This window comes from Cellulosimicrobium sp. GQ32, assembly GCF_059758455.1.
In genome coordinates this window covers 49,443-65,290 of record NZ_JCAXEP010000017.1, presented here as the reverse complement: position 1 = coordinate 65,290, position 15,848 = coordinate 49,443, and the positions used below count along the sequence as shown (strand labels likewise).

13 protein-coding genes and 2 pseudogenes are annotated in these 15,848 nt (G+C 74.2%); 6 read left to right on the top strand and 9 right to left on the bottom strand.

From position 1 onward, the window contains the following. Nucleotides 1-389 precede the first annotated feature (389 nt). Both AC6CH9_RS20050 and AC6CH9_RS20045 read left to right on the top strand, forming a co-directional pair. On the top strand, nt 390-1,064 hold the full coding sequence (locus AC6CH9_RS20050) for a peptidase (RefSeq protein ID WP_498156472.1): 675 nt from the start codon (nt 390-392) through the stop codon (nt 1,062-1,064). 213 nt (nt 1,065-1,277) lie between these two features. Next, the gene (locus AC6CH9_RS20045) at nt 1,278-3,491 is read left to right on the top strand and encodes a sialidase family protein (RefSeq protein ID WP_498156471.1); all 2,214 of its coding nucleotides are present in this window, start codon (nt 1,278-1,280) and stop codon (nt 3,489-3,491) included. 45 nt (nt 3,492-3,536) lie between these two features. Here AC6CH9_RS20045 and AC6CH9_RS20040 read toward each other — a convergent pair whose 3' ends face one another. From AC6CH9_RS20040 to AC6CH9_RS20010, 7 genes are all read right to left on the bottom strand, one after another. Continuing rightward, a complete protein-coding gene (locus tag AC6CH9_RS20040; protein ID WP_498156470.1) occupies nt 3,537-4,190 on the bottom strand; it encodes a hypothetical protein in 654 nt (217 codons plus the stop codon). Between the two features lie 5 nt (nt 4,191-4,195). Beyond that, nucleotides 4,196-5,566 carry a glutamate decarboxylase gene (gene gad / locus AC6CH9_RS20035; RefSeq protein WP_498156469.1) on the bottom strand — a complete coding sequence of 457 codons (1,371 nt, stop codon included), beginning with the start codon at nt 5,564-5,566 and terminating at the stop codon, nt 4,196-4,198. A gap of 86 nt (nt 5,567-5,652) precedes the next feature. Then, nucleotides 5,653-5,967, bottom strand: coding sequence for an SHOCT domain-containing protein (locus AC6CH9_RS20030; protein WP_498156468.1), 315 nt, complete (start codon nt 5,965-5,967; stop codon nt 5,653-5,655). 25 nt (nt 5,968-5,992) lie between these two features. Beyond that, nucleotides 5,993-6,469, bottom strand: a complete 477-nt coding sequence (locus AC6CH9_RS20025) for a DUF6325 family protein (RefSeq protein ID WP_498156467.1) — start codon at nt 6,467-6,469, stop codon at nt 5,993-5,995. Nucleotides 6,470-6,591: 122 nt separating this feature from the next. Then, nucleotides 6,592-8,958: an arylsulfatase gene (locus tag AC6CH9_RS20020; protein WP_498156466.1), complete on the bottom strand. Its 2,367-nt coding sequence runs from the start codon at nt 8,956-8,958 to the stop codon at nt 6,592-6,594. A gap of 197 nt (nt 8,959-9,155) precedes the next feature. Further along, a complete protein-coding gene (locus AC6CH9_RS20015) occupies nt 9,156-11,390 on the bottom strand; it encodes a winged helix-turn-helix domain-containing protein (protein WP_498156465.1) in 2,235 nt (744 codons plus the stop codon). A 50-nt stretch (nt 11,391-11,440) separates the two neighbouring features. After that, nucleotides 11,441-11,815 carry a carboxymuconolactone decarboxylase family protein gene (locus tag AC6CH9_RS20010; protein ID WP_498156464.1) on the bottom strand — a complete coding sequence of 125 codons (375 nt, stop codon included), beginning with the start codon at nt 11,813-11,815 and terminating at the stop codon, nt 11,441-11,443. A gap of 162 nt (nt 11,816-11,977) precedes the next feature. Between AC6CH9_RS20010 and AC6CH9_RS20005 the strand changes: the two are divergent. The 4 genes and pseudogenes from AC6CH9_RS20005 to AC6CH9_RS19990 form a co-directional block, all read left to right on the top strand. Beyond that, nucleotides 11,978-12,130: pseudogene (locus AC6CH9_RS20005) on the top strand (substrate-binding domain-containing protein); the annotation flags it as partial. Between the two features lie 138 nt (nt 12,131-12,268). Then, nucleotides 12,269-13,642 (top strand): PP2C family protein-serine/threonine phosphatase, encoded by a 1,374-nt coding sequence (locus AC6CH9_RS20000; protein ID WP_498156473.1) that lies wholly within the window; start codon nt 12,269-12,271, stop codon nt 13,640-13,642. Between the two features lie 163 nt (nt 13,643-13,805). Next, nucleotides 13,806-14,264, top strand: coding sequence for an SRPBCC domain-containing protein (locus AC6CH9_RS19995; protein WP_498156463.1), 459 nt, complete (start codon nt 13,806-13,808; stop codon nt 14,262-14,264). A gap of 68 nt (nt 14,265-14,332) precedes the next feature. After that, on the top strand, nt 14,333-15,481 hold the full coding sequence (locus AC6CH9_RS19990) for an AI-2E family transporter (protein WP_498156462.1): 1,149 nt from the start codon (nt 14,333-14,335) through the stop codon (nt 15,479-15,481). On the opposite strand, the gene AC6CH9_RS19985 is transcribed toward AC6CH9_RS19990, so the two are convergent. Together AC6CH9_RS19985 and AC6CH9_RS19980 are read right to left on the bottom strand one after the other, a co-directional pair. Further along, nucleotides 15,446-15,568, bottom strand: a complete 123-nt coding sequence (locus AC6CH9_RS19985; RefSeq protein ID WP_498156461.1) for a hypothetical protein — start codon at nt 15,566-15,568, stop codon at nt 15,446-15,448. The two genes, AC6CH9_RS19990 and AC6CH9_RS19985, sit on opposite strands and share 36 nt — an antisense overlap. Nucleotides 15,569-15,665: 97 nt before the next feature. Beyond that, nucleotides 15,666-15,731: pseudogene (locus AC6CH9_RS19980) on the bottom strand (hypothetical protein); the annotation flags it as partial. Nucleotides 15,732-15,848 lie beyond the last annotated feature (117 nt).

Genomic DNA, 15,848 nt, shown 5'->3' with positions numbered 1-15,848 from the left:
CGACTACTACCGCCAGACGTACGCGTCCAAGCCCGACTGGCAGGGCCTGTAGCGGTCGTCGACGCTCGAGAACGACCCCACCCCGCGTCGAGCACGACCTTGCTGTCGCTTTCGGCCGGATAACGACACCGATGTCGTTCTCGGCGCGGGGATTCACCCGGCATCGAACTGGACGCCCGTCCAGTTCGGTGTCTAGCGTGGGGGTCAGCCGGTGCCCGTACGCTCAGCCCCCTGCCAGTACGGGCACCGGCGATCACGGCGGTGCCGCCTCACGCGTCCGACACGCCCGCGCCCGTGCCACCTCCAACCGCTCGTCCGGCGGTGGCACGGTCGCGCCCTCAGGACGGTTCCCGTCGCGCTCGACCGACCACGACCCGACGGGAACGACCATGAGCACCACGACCGGACGCCGCACCCTGGTGCGGGCCACCACAGCCGCCGCCCTCGCCGCCTCCGCCGCGCTCCTCGCCGGCCCGGCCGCCCACGCCGCCGAGGACGACACCTACGTGCCGTCCCAGCCGTCGATGCGCCTCACGACGCTCGTCTCGGCGTGCGAGCAGGACGCCGCGTACCTCGACTACGCGATCGAGGTCGAGGGCACCGACCACGACACCGTGACGGTCACCTGGATCAACCCCGACGGCGAGAGCGTCGTCCGGTCCGGGCTGCCGCTCCAGGGCCGCCTGCTGTGGCCGGGCGCCGTCGTGGACGACCAGGGCAAGGGCGTCGACTGGCCCGGGTGGCGCCTCGAGGACGGCGAGTGGGTCGAGGGCGACGAGTACGACTGGGTGCGACCGGCCGTCGACGTGAGCTTCGAGGTCAACCCGCACGTCCTGGTGACCACGGTCTACCCGCCCTCGTCGCCCGACTGCGCGACGAACCCGCCCGGGCACGACGACCCGGCCGGCGTGGTCCCCGTGTCGAACGAGGTGAGCGCGTCCGCGCAGAACCCGAGCCTCGCGGAGACCGGCGCGACGGTCGGGCTGTACGCGGCCCTCGCCGCGGGTCTCGCCGCGGTGGGTGCCGCCATCGTGCTCCTGTCGCGCCGAGCGCGCCGGAGCTGACCCGCCTCCGCGCCACCGTTCCCGACGCCCGTCGGCCACAGACCCCCTGCGGCCGGCGGGCGTCGCGCCGTCCCCACCCCTTGACCCCTCCACCCTTCCGGGCTACGTTCCTGACGTCAGACATCTGACGTCATCTGTTGAAGCGTCCTCGGCAGCGTCGCCGCGTTCCACGCCGTAGCACCGCCGCGCCGAGCACCGACCGGAAGGAACGGCATGATCGGACACCTCCGCAGACCCGCGCGCCGCGCGCTGACCCTCGCCGCCGCGCTCGCGCTCGGGGTGAGCGGCGCCGTCGTCCCCGTCACGACGGCGTCCGCGCACCACACGACCCTGGCGCCCGACCACGACCTCGCTCCCGCGACCGGCGAGCCGGGGACGTACACCGAGCAGCAGCTCGCGACCAACGGCCAGGGCGGCTTCCCCAACTACCGCATCCCGGCGCTCACCGTCGCTCCCAACGGCGACGTCCTCGCGTCCTACGACGGCCGCCCCACCGCGGCCGACTCCCCCGGCCCGAACTCGATCCTCCAACGCCGCTCCACCGACGCCGGCGCCACGTGGGGTCCGCAGGAGGTCGTCGCGGCCGGGAAGCCCACCGCACCGATCGAGGGCTACTCGGACCCGAGCTACGTCGTCGACCGCGAGACGGGCACCGTCTTCAACTTCCACGTGAAGTCGTACGACCAGGGCTTCGGGGGCTCCCAGCCCGGGGTCGACCCGACCGCGCGCAACGTCATCCACGCGAACGTCTCCGCCTCGACCGACGACGGTCGCACGTGGACGCACCGCACGATCACCGCGGACGTCACGGCCGACCTGGGCTGGCGGTCGCGCTTCGCCGCCTCGGGCCAGGGGATCCAGCTCCGCTACGGCGAGCACGCGGGGCGCCTGGTGCAGCAGTACACGATCATCAACGGCTCGGGGCAGTTCCAGGCCGTGTCCGTGTACTCCGACGACCACGGCGCGACCTGGCAGGTCGGGACCCCCGTCGGCACCGGCATGGACGAGAACAAGACCGTGGAGCTCTCGGACGGGCGCGTCATGCTCAACTCGCGCGACTCGGCGCGCTCGGGCTTCCGCAAGATCGCCTACTCGACCGACGGCGGCGTCACGTACGGCCCGGTGACCCTCGACCGAGACCTCCCCGACCCGACGAACAACGCCGCGATCGTGCGCGCGTACCCGAACGCGCCGCAGGGCTCCGCCCAGGCCAAGGTGCTCCTCTTCTCGAACGCGGCGTCTCAGTCCGGCCGCGTCAACGGCACGGTCCGCGTCAGCTACGACGACGGCGAGACGTGGCCCGTCGCGCGCGTGTTCCAGCCGGGAGGCATGGCGTACTCGACGCTCGCGACCCTCCCCGACGGCACCGTCGGCCTGCTCTACGAGCCCGACGGCGGGAACGGCGGCATCCGGTTCGCGAAGCTCGACCACGACTGGCTCCTCGCCGCGCCGAGCAGCACGCCGGGCGACATCGAGGTCACGCGCGCGAGCGTGACGAGCACGGCCCCCGCGGGCGGCTACGCCGTCGGCGACGTCGTCACGTACTCGTTCACCGTGACGAACCTGTCCGACGCCGTCACGACGGTCTCCCCGACCGGAGACCTCGAGCGCTTCGACCCGGCCCAGGGCGCGCCGAACTGCCGCTACCGGGACCTCGCTCCGCGCGCCGCGTACACGTGCACGTCCGCGCGGCACACGGTCACGCAGGCCGACCTCGACGCCGGGTTCTTCGCGCCGAGCACGACGTGGACCTCGACGTCCGGCGCGAGCGTCACCACGGTCGAGCACGCGGGGCCGGGCGTGTACTTCGGGGCGCCGGGGAACATCTCCGTGCAGGGATCGCACGCGAACCCGCAGGACACGTACGCCGCGGGCGACGTCCTCCGGTTCACCTACACCGTCCGCAACCTGTCCACGGCGGCCACCTCCGTGGTCCCGACCGGGAACCTCGCCGGCCTCGACCCGGCGAACGCGGCCCAGAACTGCCGCTACCGCACCCTGCCGGCCGAGGGGTCGTACACGTGCACGTTCGCGCACCACGTGGTGACCCAGGCCGACCTGGACCGCGGGTCGTTCACGCCGGACACCACGTGGACCTCCACGTCGGGGTCGAGCGTGACCGTCGTCGAGCTCGACGGTCCGACGGTCGAGCTCCGCGGAGCGGTCCCCCTCCACGTGCAGGCGGCGAGCCGCTGCCTCGCCGGTCGGGCCTACGTCGCGGTCACGGCCCGCAACACCGGCGACGCCCCGGCCGACGTCACGCTGCGCACGCCCTTCGGTGCGCGCACCGTCGCCGACGTCGCTCCGGGCAGCTCGGCGTACCAGTCGTTCGCGGTCCGCACGACCTCGGTCGACGCGGGGACGGCGAGCGCCGCGGCCGGGTCAGGGTCGGTCGACGCGGGCTACGCGGCCGCGACCTGCGCCTGACCGATCGGCGCGACGCTCCCGGCCGGGTGAGGCACCACGGGTGCTTCACCCGGCCGGGAGCGCGGCGCTCGGCGCGGGAGCGTCCACGGACCGCCGCGACAGCAGCGCCGCGACGAGGAAGCACACCGCCCCGACGAGCGTGCCGGCGTCGTCCCACCACTGGCTCACGTAGGTGCCCGTGGCGGGCGAGACGTACGCCCCGACGGCCGACGCGCCGAACGCGACGGAGCCGACCAGGTTGAGCCAGGTGCCGTGCCAGGTGCGGGCGTCCGTGTCCCACAGGTGCCCGCGGTCGCGCGTCGCGACGACGGCGAACGCGGACGACACGAGGAACGCGACGGACCCGTACGCGTCAGGCCTCCAGCCCACCCCGAGTCGGGTCGGGTCGGCGACCGCCGCGACGAGCGCCGCCGTCGTGCTCACGTTGAAGCACAGCGTCCCGACGAGCTGCACGGCCGCCGCCCACCAGTCCCACCGGTCCGCCGGGTGCGTCCCCGCGCGCGGCGGGCGACGCCCGCTGAGGCCGAGCTGCACGAACGCGGCGGCGGTGAAGAACACCGCGCCGACGACGAACGTGACGTTCGTGGCGACCGCGCCCACGGCGTCGGCGTAGGGCGGCAGCGCCCCGACGAGGAAGCACAGCGACCCGACCGCGAACCCCCACGCCTCACGCCGCAGACGACGCGCCCGTCGGTCCACGGCCGTCAGTGGTGGAAGCCCGAGCGCCGCCCCTCGGCGGGCATGGGCGACGTGAGTCCGTCGAGCCATTCCGTCTCGACCCGGATGTCCTCGAGGAGGTCGTCCGCGAGGTCACGGCTCACGCCGTTGCGCACGACGATCCGCTGCACGGTGAGGTCAGCGAGGTCGTCAGGCATCGGGTAGGCCGGGACCAGCCAGCCCTTCATGCGCAACCGGTCCGAGAGGTGGTACAGGTCCCAGTTCTCCGTGTGGCCCGGCTTGAGGCGCCACGCGAACACGGGGATGTCCGACCCGTCGTTCCACAGCTCGAACGCGCCGATGTCCTCGATCCCGTGCGCGAGGTACTTCGCGACGTCCTGGCACTCCTGCTGGATCGCGGTGTAGCCCTCCCGGCCCAGCCGCAGGAACTGGTAGTACTGCAGCAGCACCTGGGCGCCCGGCCGGGAGAAGTTGAGCGCGAGCGTCGGCATGTTCCCGCCGAGGTAGCTCACCCGGAAGATCAGCTCCTCCGGCAGGGCGTCGAGCGTGCGCCACACGACCCAGCCCACCCCCGGGTACACGAGCCCGTACTTGTGGCCCGACGTGCTGATCGAGTGCACGCGCTCCAGGCGGAAGTCCCACTCGACCTCCGGCTGGAGGAACGGCGCGATCATGGCGCCGGACGCTCCGTCCACGTGGATCGGGACGTCGAGGCCGGTGCGCTCCTGGAGCGCGTCGAGCGCCGCGGCGATCTCCTGCACGGGCTCGTACATGCCCGTGTACGTCACGCCCATGATCGCGACGACCCCGATCGTGTTCTCGTCGACGTACTTCTCGAGGTCGCTCCCGTCGAGGCACGGGCGCTCCTCGGTGATGGGCACGTACCGCGCCTCGACCTCGAAGTAGTTGCAGAACTTCTCCCAGCACACCTGAACCGCCGAGCTCATGATGAGGTTCGGGCGGTCGGCCGGCCTGCCCGCCGCCCGGCGCGCGAGCTGCCAGCGTCGTTTGAGCGCGAGGCCACCCAGCATGCACGCCTCGGACGAGCCGATGGTCGACGTGCCGATGCACGCCTTCACGTCGGGCACGTTCCACAGCGACGCGAGGATGCGCCAGCAGTTCTCCTCGACCGCCGCGGTGCGCGGGTACTCGTCCTTGTCGACCATGTTCTTGTCGTAGACCTCGGCGTACAGCCGGTCCGCCTCGTCGCCCATCCACGTCGCGACGAACGTCGCGAGGTTGAGGCGCGAGTTGCCGTCGAGCATCACCTCGTCGTGGACCACCTGGTAGGCGGACGTCGGCTCCATCTCCGCGTCCGGCAGGGTGAAGCGTGGCGCGACCGCCCGTACGCCGGCTCGCGTGTAGGTCGGGCGCAGGACGTGCTGCTCGTCGGTCATGCTGGTTCCTTCCGGAACGCCGGGGTCCGGCTCGGTCGCGGGGTGGTCGCCGTCCCGGCCGAGCGGCCGGGACGGCGAGAGGCCGGTCAGCCGGCGAGGATGCGCGCCTTCTGCGCCTCGAACTCGGCGGGGCTGAGCACCCCCTGGTCGCGGAGCGCGGCGAGCTGAGTGAGCTGGGCGATGCGCGCGTCCATGTCCGGCGCCGCCGCGGGCGCGGGCGGCGGGGAGTAGGTCGGCTGCGGGGCCGCGTACTGCTGCGGGGGCGGCGCGTACTGCGGCTCCTGCGCCGCCTCCTGTGCGGCCCACCGCCCCGCCTGGCGGCGGGACACTCGGTTGGAGACGGCGGTCGCGGTTCCGGCGACGACGGCGGTGCGCGCGACACCGCGGAGCAGTCCAGGCACGGGATCCTCCTTCAGGGGTGCCGGATCAGGCGTCCGGCTCGGTGGCGTCCAGCGACGCGAGGAGCGCCTGGACCGGGATGCGCCCGCTCGCGACGAGCTGGGCGCCGTTGCGGCGCAGGGCGGTCGCGAAGGGCGCCGCCCAGACGTTCTCGTAGACCAGCACGACGGCCGTCATGCCGGGCTCGACGGCGCTCGCCGCCTCGTCGAGGTCGTCGTCGCCGAGCAGGCCCGACCGCGACCCCTCGAACACCGCGAGCTCGGTCGACCCGTCGTCGAGCTCCTCGAGACCGAGGCCGACGACGCTGCCGTCGTCCTCCCGGCGCACGACCACCAGGTCGAGCACGCGGATGATCCCCCGGTCCACGAGGTCGACGAGGTGCGGGAAGGCCTTGTCGCCCGTCGCGCGGTCCGTCGGGAGCTCGATCACCAGGAAGTCGATCGGCCCGCTCTCCTCGAGGTCGCCGAGCTCGCTCCCGACCCCGTCGCTGAGTTCCTGCGTCATCGTCGCGTCCTCTCCGCGTCCGTCCCGCGCGGCGCACGGGCTCGTCCTCAGGCTCGTCGTGGTCGCCGGTCGCGTCCTCACCCAGAACGAGTGAACTCCCGCCCGACGACCGCACCCGGCGGCTACCGGTCCGCCCCGTCCGTCGCGGGCAGGAGGTACGCCACGTGCACGGCGTCGATGCTGCCGTCGAGCGCGAACGGCATGCGGTCCGCGTACGCGCGCGACACCGCCCCGCCGTACGCGCGCCCGACGTCGAGGCAGTCGTTCGCGGAGAACAGCAGCGGCGCGCTCACGGGCACCGTGCCCGAGCCGACGTCGGTGCCGTCGACGCGCAGGACGACCTCGAGCGGTCCGCCCGGCCGCGGCTCGACGTACGTCGTCACGACCTCCACCGTGTGGTCGCCCGCAGCGAGCGGCGCGCTCGACCGGACCACGGTCCGCTGGATGAGGAAGAGGTTGTACTCGTAGGTGAGGACGCCGTCGAGCAGGAAGCACGTGAGCCCGCCACCCGCTCCCCCGAGCTTGTAGAGGACGCCGTTCGCGGCGTCGGGCACGGAGAGCCGGATCTCGACCCGGTTGGGGCGGTTGCCGAGCGCGGGGGCGCAGAACTCCGGGACGCGCACCGTGTCCCCGGACAGGTCCCACTCCGTGTACGGCGGGCTGATCCGGTCCTCGGGGTGGATCGCCGGGACCCACAGACCGCCGCCCACGGGCAGGACGTCGTTGCGGGCCGCCTCGATCGCGAACAGCTCCTTGAGCTGGGCGAGCTTCTCGGGGTGCTCCGCGGCGAGGTCGTGCGCCTGGCTCCAGTCCTCGTCGAGGTGGTACAGCTCCCAGGGGTCCTCGTCCGGGGTCCACGTCCGGATCCCGGCCGGCATCCCCTGCACCCACGGAAGCCGCGGGCCGGTCGCCGACGCCATCCAGCCGTCGGCGTAGATCGAGCGGCTGCCCATGATCTCGAAGTACTGCGTCCGACGGCGGCCCTCCGCGGCGGCGTCGTCGATGGAGTACGCGAAGCTCGTGCCGTCGATCGGGTCCTGCGGGACGCCGTTCACGGTCTCGGGGTGGGAGATGCCGAGGATCTCGTAGATGGTCGGCACGAGGTCGACGACGTGGTGGAACTGCGTGCGCGGCACGGGGTCCGGCTCGATGCGGCCCGGCCAGCTCACGAACATCGGGTTCCGCGTGCCGCCGAGGTGGGACGCGAGCAGCTTCATGCCCTGGTAGGGCGACGACCCGGCCCACGCCCACGCGGCGTGGTACTGGTTGTCGGTCGCGGGGGTGCCGAGCGCGTCGAGCCCGCCGAGCTCGTCGAGCGCGGCGATGTGCTGCTCGACGGTCGAGGGGATGCCGTTCTGGGCGAGCAGCTCGCTGATCGTCCCGTTCTGCCCCTCGCCGGACGACCCGTTGTCGCCCCAGATGTAGACGACGATCGTGTCGTCCGCGTAGCCCAGGCGCTCGACCTCGTCGAGCAGGCGGCCCGCCTGGACGTCCGCGTGCTCGCCGAACCCCGCGGCGACCTCCATGAGGCGCGCCTGGAACGCCTTCTGGTCGTCCGGGACGTCGTCCCACCCGGCGAGACTCTCGGGCCGCGGCGTGAGCTCGGCGTCCTCGGGCACCCAGCCCGCCGCCTTCGCGCCCGCGAGCGCCCGCTCCCGGTAGACGTCCCAGCCGTCGTCGAACGCGCCGGCGTACCTGTCCGCCCACTCCTTCATGATGTGGTGCGGCCCGTGGAGCGCACCCGTCGCCCAGTAGACGAAGAACGGCTTGTCCGGCGCGTTCGCCTTGTGGTCGCGGAGCCAGCGCATCGCGTCGTCGGCGATGTCCTCGCTGAGGTGGTACCCCTCCTCCGGGGTCTTCGGCGGCAGCGTCGGGGTCGTGTTGCGCACCAGGTGCGGCTCGTACTGCGACGCCTCGCCCGCGAGGAACCCGTAGAAGTACTCGAACCCGTACCCGGTGGGCCAGCGGTCGAACGGTCCGGACGACGTCGTCTCCTCCGCGGGCGTGTTGTGCCACTTGCCCCACGCGCCGGTCGCGTACCCGTACTGGCGCAGCACCTCCGCGATCGTCGCGCTGCTCTTCGGGATGTGCCCCGAGTACCCGTCCCAGTCGTTCGCGAGCTCGGCGATCTGCCCGTTGCCGACCCGGTGGTGGTTGCGCCCGGTGAGCAGCGACGCGCGCGTCGGGGAGCACATCGCCGTCGTGTGGAACCGGTTGTACCCGATGCCGCCCGCGCGGACCCTGTCGAGCGTCGGCGTCCGCACGGCGCCGCCGAGCGTCGTCGGGAGCGCGGGACCGGCGTCGTCGACGAGGATCACGACGACGTTCGGCGCGTCCGCGGGCAGGTGCCGCTCCGGCGGGCGCGGGGAGTACGTGGACTCCTGGATCGTCCGCCCTGCGACGCTCCCGGACCGGCGGGGCGGGAACGGCAGGGACCGCTCGGCGGGCAGCGGCGGTCCGACGACCGTCCGGCGGGGCTCGTCACTCATCGTGCCTCTCCTGTCTGTCCACGACGTCACGGACCGGCGGCGGCGCTGGCGGACCGGCTCAGGTCGCCGGACCGTCGTGCAGGTGGGGAGCGCCCAGCGGCCCGACGACGCGTCGACCGTAGGTCCACCGCCACCGGGAGGGCATCACGCAGATCGCGCGAACGACGGTGCGGCGGCCCTCGGAGCCGCGGCGCCGCTCAGCTCCCCAGCAGACCGAGGGTCACGGCGCGCTCGACCGCGGCGCCGCGCGTCGTCGCGCCGAGCTTGCGGTAGATCGCGCCGACCTGGGTGCTCACGGTGTTGCGGGAGACGAAGAGCCGGCGGCCGATCTCCGCCATCGTGAGGTGGGTCTGGAGGTACGGCAGGAGGCGGAGCTCGGCCGGGGTGAGCGGCGGGGTGCCGTGCGTCGCGGCGACCGTCTCGAGCCGGGCCCGGAAGGCCGCGACCTCGGCCGCCAGGAGCCCGACGCGTGGACGGCGGCGCAGGAGCTCTGCCGCCTCGGCGGCGAGGTGGGTCGCGGTCGTGCGGTCCCCGAGGGCGAGGCACGCGTACCCGAGCTGGAGCCGGACGCGCAGCGCGAGGTACGGCATGACGTACGTGCACGGCACCCGGGCGCGCATCCCGCGGGCGACGAACCGCTCCGCGGCGGTGTGCTCGCCCCGGTGCGCGGCGACGCGGGCCCGCACGGCGAGGGCGATCGCCGTGGTCGAGTATCCCTCCATGTGGTGGGCGTCGACCGTGTCGACCGCGGCGCGCGCGTGCCGCTCGGCGTCGTCCCACCGGCCGTCGTCGAGCGCGAGGATCCCCAGCTCCGCCTCGCTGAGCAGCACGGAGTCCGGGTTCCCCGCCTCGGTCCCGCAGGCCACCGCCTCGACGAACGCCTCGCGCGCCGCGTCCCGGTCGCCCACGAGCAGGTGGGCCGAGCCCAGCAGGTGGAGCGCCTGGTCCCGCCACGGGCTCCACGCGGGCTCGTGCTCGACGGCGTAGGCCGCGCACGCGAGGGACGCCTCCGGCCCGTCGACGCACATGGCCGCCCGCACCTGGCACCGGGCGGACTCGAGCGCGACGCGGTCGTCGTCCGGGAGGAGGGACGCGTCGAAGCCCTCCAGCACGGCGGCCCACCGCTCGGCCGCCGGGGACTCGCCGAGCAGCAGCGCGCGCCACGCGGCGACGACCGTGAGCTCGGGGAACGCCTCGACGACGGCGTCGCCGAGGGTGTCGAGCCAGCGCGTGACGACGGCCACCCCGCCGTCCTGGTACGTCGACAGCGCGAGGCGCCCGACGAGGACGGCCGCCTCCTCGACGTCGCCCGCCGCGAGGAGGTGCTCGACCGCCCGGGCCTCGAGCCCCTCCTCGACGTGCCAGGCGGCGGCCCGTCGGTGGAGCGGCGCGACGTCGCCGGGCTCGACCCGGTCGAGCTCCGCGAGCAGGAACTCGCGGAACAGCGCGTGGTAGCGGAACCAGCCGCGGTGGTGGTCGAGCGGGACGAGGAACAGGCTCGCGTCCTCGAGCTCGCGCAGCCGCTCCGCGGCGTCGGTGGTGCCGAGCAGGGCGTCGCACGTCGCCGCCGAGAGCTGGTCGAGGACGGCCGTGGCCCGCAGGAAGTGCTGGGTCTGCGCGGGGAGGAGGGTCATGCACTCGCGGTACAGGTAGTCGGCGACGAACCGGTCCGTGCCCGTGAGCGACGACGGGTCCTCGCCCTCGCGCACGAGCAGGGCGCAGAGGAAGACGCCCGTCGGCCAGCCCTCGCACCGCTCGACGACGCGGTCCAGCGCCTCGCCCGGCTCGACCCCCGCCGCGCGGAAGATCGCGCGCGCGCCGGCCACGTCGACCCGCAGGTCGTCGGGACCGATCTCGACGAGGTCCCCCTCCACGCGCCGCCGCGCGTCGTGACCGGGCGCGCGGCGGCTCGCGACCACGACCTGCGACCCCCGCGGGACGCCGCCGAGCACGACCTCGAGCGCGTCCCGGCACGCTGCCGAGCCGGCCTCGTGCAGGTCGTCGACGAACAGGACGAACGGTGTGCCGGTGCGCGCGAGCGCCGACGCGAGCAGCGGGGCCGACCGGCCGAGCATCGCCGCGCCCGTGCCGCGCATCTCGGCCGCGACGGCGGCGACCTCGGGCGACACGCGCGCGCACGCGAGCGCGAGGAGCGTGAGCAGCGCGCCGGGGTCGTCGTCGAGCCGGTCGAGGCTGGCCCACGCGACCGCACGGTCCTCGACGCTCGCCCACTCGGCGAGCATCGTCGTCTTGCCGTAGCCCGGCGGGGCCGTCACCACGACGACCCGAGCGTCGTCCCGCCGGGCCCTGTCGACGAGCGCGCGCCGTGAGACCGCACCGCGGCGCGGCGCCGGCGGCTCGACCTTGCCCGCGAGCAGCGCCGTGCTGAGATCCGGTCGCGCGGTGACCGCCTGGCGCCTCCCGTCGGACACGCGAGCAGCCTAGGATCGGCCCCCGGGGCCCTCAACCGGAGCGGGGGAAATCACCCGGGACGCCGGAGCGCGCCGCCCGAGGACGCGCCGTCGTCCACAGGCCCGTCCGCGTCGTCCCACCCCTCGACGGGTTCGAGACCCAGGGCGAGCGCGACCCGTGGCGCGGCGGCCACGACCGTCGGCAGCCCGACGACCGGCACGACCGCCGCGAGGACGCCCACCACCTCCGCCGGGTCGACCCCGGCCTCGACCGCCCCGTCGATCTCCGCCCCGTACGTGGGGACCGACGCGCCGACGGCGACGGCGGCCGCGATCCGCACCAGTGCCCGGTCGCGCCCGGAGAGCGCGTCGTCCCCGAGCCCGGCGCCGTCGGCGACGCGTTCGTCGTTGATCGTGAGCCGCCGGAGCACCTCCGCATGGTCCACGCCGACCACCCACCCTTCCGGCGCGGGCGCGGCCGGGACCGGCCGGCCCGGGCCTGTCCCCCTGCCCGATCGCCCCTCCCCGCCAGCATGACGACGGCACGGCGCGCGGTCGTCACGCAGAACGCATGACGGTGATCCCACGCAGGCCCGGCGCTCGTCCGGGTGCCGGACGCCGTGTCGGTCGTGGGGTTCGACGCCGAGATCGCGCGGTACGTCGACCCGCCGCTCACGACGGTCGCGCAGGACACCGCGCTCAAGGGACGCACGGCGGCCGACCTGCTCCTCGACGCGCTGGACCCTTCGCCAGGGCCCGCCTCCCGCTCACGAGAGATCCGTCGCTGCGCGGGCTCTCGTCACGCAGACGCCCCCGGGGGCGCGGTCCACGCGCTGCCACTACTGTCGTCCACCCGTGGCATGCGACCAGACGTGCGACGTCGACCGAAGGACGGCAGCGTGGACGAGCACACCACCGGCCTGCGACCGCTGGTCTCCGAGATCGTGAACCAGCTGGCTCAGACCTCTGACATCGACGAGGCGGTGCGTCGGCTCGCTCGCCTTCTGGTCCCGGAGGCGGCCGACTGGTGCATCGTCACCCTGGTCGCGGACGACGAGTCCCGCACACCGCACCGCCACCTGAGCGACATCGGGTGGTGGCACGGCGACCCCGCTCGCCGCGCGACGCTCGCCGAGTACGCGGCGGTGCGGATCAGCGCGTTGCGCGAGCACTCGATGCTCATGGACTCGATCGACTCCTTGCGGCTCGTGCACGTCCCGACCGACGCGCTCGACGCCCTCGACGAGGTCCTCGTCCCCGGGCGCGCCCGGGACCTGGCCGAGCAGCTGGCGCCGACGTCGTTGACCGTCGTCCCGCTGCACTCCCGGGGACGCACCCTGGGCGCGCTCACCCTGTTCATGGGTGAAGGGCGGGGCGCTCTCACCCCGGCTGACCTCACGGTCTTGTCCCAGCTGGCAGACGCAGCAGCCCTGGCCCTCGACAACGCCCGCCTGTACCGCCAGCAGCGCGACGTCGCCCTCACCTTCCAACGCTCCCTGCTGACAGCGCCGGTCGAACCGGACCACATGCACGTGGCCGCCCGCTACCAGCCCGCGGCGGAGGCGACGCGGGTCGGAGGGGACTGGTACGACGCCTTCATGCAGCCCGACGGGTCGACCGTCCTGGTGATCGGCGACGTCGTCGGCCACGACATCGAGGCCGCAGCGCTCATGGCGCAGCTGCGGTCGATGCTCCGGGCCGTCTCGGTCGTCACCCAGGGCAGCCCGGCCGAGGTGGTCGAGCACCTGGACGCCGCCGTCCGCACCTTGCAGATCCCCGTCATGGCCACCCTCGTCGTGGCGCGCATCGAGCAGACGCGCGAGGAGCGTGCGCGAGGCATCACCCGGATGAGGTGGACCAACGCCGGGCACCTGCCACCCATGGTGATCAACCCCGACGGCACCGTGCTCGCCCTGCCGGCACCACCGAACGACCCCCTGCTGGGTCTCATGCCCGACCGTCGGCGGACCGACCACGAGATCACCCTCGACCGCGAGTCCACCATCGTGCTCTACACCGACGGCCTCATCGAGCGACGCACGCGCTCCGTGGACGACGGCCTCACCGAGCTGCACGACGCACTGGCCCGTCACGCCGAGCTCCCGGCGGACGACCTCACCGACGCGCTCCTCGCCGAGCTCCCCGCCGGCCCCGGGGAGGACGACATCGCCCTGATCGCCGTCCGCCTCCACCGGCAGGACCGACCTCGCCCCGACGAGGCCGGACCGCAGCAGGTGCCTCCCGACGTGCCCCGCGCACCGACCGGGTCTTGAGCCGCACGGACGTCGCACGCTCGAGATCGGCGGGCGGCGCGCCGAGCGCGAACGGTCTGGGCGACCGTGCGGGTCGCGATCACCCGGCCGCTCCCGTGTCGCCGCCGTTGCGGGCTCCCGACCCTGGGGTCACGGTCGAGGGACGCACCCCTCGGGAGGAATCATGACCGCCACGACAGCACCGCTCGTCAAGACCGTCACCGTCCCTGTCCCGCCGGAGCGGACGTTCGCCGTCTTCGTCGACGAGCTCGGCGCGTGGTGGCCGCTCGGCGCGTTCTCCGTGGGCGGGGAGACCTCGACAGCCGCGTTCACGCGCGACGCGGACGGCCGGGCGACGCGCCTCGTCGAGACGCTCGCCGACGGGACGGCCACCGACTGGGGACGCGTCACGCGCTGGGACCCGCCGCACGCCGTCGCGTTCACCTGGCACCCCGGGGAGCGCGCCGACGCCGCGACGGACGTCGAGGTGACGTTCGCAACCGCCGGCGAGGGGACCGACGTCGTGCTCACGCACTCCGGCTGGTCCGCCCGGAGCGACGGCGCCGGGGCCCGCGAGCGCTACGAGGGGGGCTGGGACCTCGTCCTCGCGCCGTTCGCGGACCGCACGCGCTCGGCACCGTAGACCGGTGCCCGCCGGGCGCCCCGCGGGTCGGTCCCCGGCCGTCGTGCGCCGCGTGGGAGCATCGGCGCGTGACCGACCACGACGCCTCGGTGCTCGCCCCGCTCTGGCTCCGCCGCGTCGGCGCCTGGTCCTGGCGGCTGCTGTTCGCCGCCGCGGTGCTGGGCGTCGTGCTGTGGGTGCTCTCCCAGCTCCGCCTCGTCGTCGTGGCGCTGTTCCTGGGCCTCGTCCTCACTGCCGTGCTGCGACCCGTGACGCTGCGCTACCGCCGGTTCTCCCACCCGGCGGTCGCAGCGGTCCTCGCGCTGCTCACGGGGGTGGCGGTCGTGGTCGCGGTGGTCGGGCTCGCCGTGACGGGGGTGGCGCAGCAATGGCCCGACGTCGTCGCCCGGGTCGGCGACGGCGTCGGCGAGCTCCTGGACGCCGCGCGGTCGGGCGGGCTGCCCGTCACCATCACCGACGCGGACCTCGACCGGTGGAGCGCGGGTGTCGTCGACTGGCTGCGCGCCCACGGCACGACGCTCGCCGGCGCGGCGGCGACCCGGCTGGGGACGCTGCTGGTGTCGCTCATGGTCGTCGCGCTCGGCGTGTTCTGCGCGGTGTGCTTCCTCATCGGTGGCGAGGGCATGTGGTCGTGGTCGGTCGCGCAGCTCCCCGCGCGCGTGCGCCCGGCGTGGCGCACCGCAGGGGACGTGGCGTGGCGCTTCTTCGGGGCGTTCACCCGCGGTGCGGTGCTCACCGCGGCGTGCGTCGGCGGGCTCGGATACCTCGTGCTGCTGGGTCTCGGCGTGCCGCTCGCCCTGCCGCTCGCCGTCCTGGTGTTCGTCGGCTCGTTCGTCCCGCTCATCGGGGCACCTGCGGCGATGACCGTCGCGATGCTCGTCGCGCTCGCGTCCGACGGCGTGTGGAAGGCCGTGCTCGTCGGCGTCGGGATCGCGCTGGTCGGGCAGCTCGAGGGGCACCTGATCCAGCCGCTCGTCATGGGCAGGCACGCCCGGCTGCACCCGTTCGTCATCGGCGTGGGCGTGAGCGCGGGCACGATCGTCGGGGGCCTCTTCGGCGCGATCGTCGCCATCCCGGTGATCGGCGTGACGTGGGCGGTGTTCTCCGCCCTGCGCACGCCGCCCGAGCCCGACGACGTCCCCGGCGCGGGCGGCGACCTTGCCGTCGCGCTCGCGGGGCCCTCAGGCGAAGGGCCAGACGACCGGGACGAGGAGTAGCGCGACGACGAGCCATGACGCCATCGTCAGGAGGCCGAGCTTCGGGTAGTCGCCGAACCGGTAGCCCGCCGGACCCATGACGATCATGTTGGCCGGGGGTGGCGAGGGGCGTGAGGAACGACACCGCGCCCGCCACGGCGACGAGCACGACCGTCTGCCACGAGACGGCGCGGTAGGCCTGCGGCACGGACACGACCCCGGTCAGCACCGTCGCCGTCGCACCGAGCAGGCCCGCCACCGCGGGCGGCACCAGGCCCGAGGCGAGCAGCGCGACCGTCGCGCCGAGGACGACGAGTGCGCGGGGCGCCGTCGGGCCGAGCGCGACGGTCTGGCGCCGCACGAGCTCGGGGCGGTCCACGACGAGGAC